The organism is Stenotrophomonas maltophilia group sp. RNC7 (genome assembly GCF_030910085.1).
GTDB lineage: Bacteria > Pseudomonadota > Gammaproteobacteria > Xanthomonadales > Xanthomonadaceae > Stenotrophomonas > Stenotrophomonas sepilia.
The window spans coordinates 1-553 of sequence record NZ_JAVFVN010000735.1; the positions used below are offsets into that span (position 1 = coordinate 1).

1 protein-coding gene is annotated in these 553 nt (G+C 35.1%); it reads left to right on the top strand.

The annotated features are described in order from the left end of the window. Positions 1 to 95: 95 nt before the first annotated feature. Positions 96 to 553 (top strand): hypothetical protein (locus tag RCF13_RS16140; RefSeq protein WP_308141342.1); only part of this gene is annotated, 458 nt, incomplete at its 3' end.

Here is a 553-nt window from a genome sequence, read left to right on the forward strand (position 1 = left end):
CACATAAAAGTTACTTTTAATTTAAATTATTTTTAATATGAATTAGCACTTACCAAGGTAGGTGCTTTTATTATGCTTAGAAAGCAGGTGATTTGATGGCTACATTAGGTGTAATGTTTAGATTATACGGTAATTATTCTAGAGTAATAGACAGAATATCAAATACAACAGTTCAAGCTACTAATAGAATTTTAGGAGCGAGTAGTGCCACGGATAGATTCAACACAGAGCTCGATGAAACTAGACAAAGCTCAGATGGTGCTAACAGCAGCTTGAATAAACTTTTAAAAACCCTTATAGGATTTGCAGGACTTAAAAAAGGTATGGATATTGTTGATGGCTATGCTAATACAAACGCAAGGCTTGCGCTCATAAATGATGGACTGCAAACACAACTAGAACTCCAAGATAAGATATTTCAAGCAGCAGATAGAAGTAAAGGTGTTTATACTGAAATGGCAAGTGCGATTGCAAAGATGGGGCTATTAGCAGGAGATGCGTTCACTGGTAATGATGAATTAATTGCATTCACAGAGCTTGTTCAAAAGTCTTT